This is a genomic window from Nocardia cyriacigeorgica (assembly GCF_010858045.1).
Lineage (GTDB): Bacteria > Actinomycetota > Actinomycetes > Mycobacteriales > Mycobacteriaceae > Nocardia > Nocardia cyriacigeorgica_E.
In genome coordinates this window covers 1-353 of record NZ_JAAGVC010000178.1, presented here as the reverse complement: position 1 = coordinate 353, position 353 = coordinate 1, and the positions used below count along the sequence as shown (strand labels likewise).

The 353-nt window shown below is 67.1% G+C and carries 1 pseudogene; it reads left to right on the top strand.

The annotated features are described in order from the left end of the window. A pseudogene (locus tag GV790_RS29250) lies at positions 1 to 353 on the top strand (hypothetical protein); the annotation flags it as partial.

Sequence of the window (353 nt, the reverse complement as noted above, 5' to 3'; positions counted from 1 at the left end):
CCACAGGAGTTCCTCACCCCGCTGCGTGACGATCTGGTGCGCACGCTGAGCCTGTCCGATCGCCGCGGTGAGACCGCGTTGGCCGATACCTTCGCCCAACGTCGGCTGGAACAGACCACGGTCGCGCTCGACAACATGTTCCGCTCGGTCACCGTGCTGCCGCCCGGCGGGGTGTACACATTGGCCTCCGAGCAGAGCCCGTTGCTGCTGGTCGCCCGCAACGATCTACCGGTCGCGGTGCGGATCAGGTTCCGCATCGACGCACCGGCCGAGACGAAGATCACCGATATCGGCGAACAGCAGCTGCCACCCCGCGGCACCCGCTCCTTCCAGATCCCCACCGAGGTCAGCGA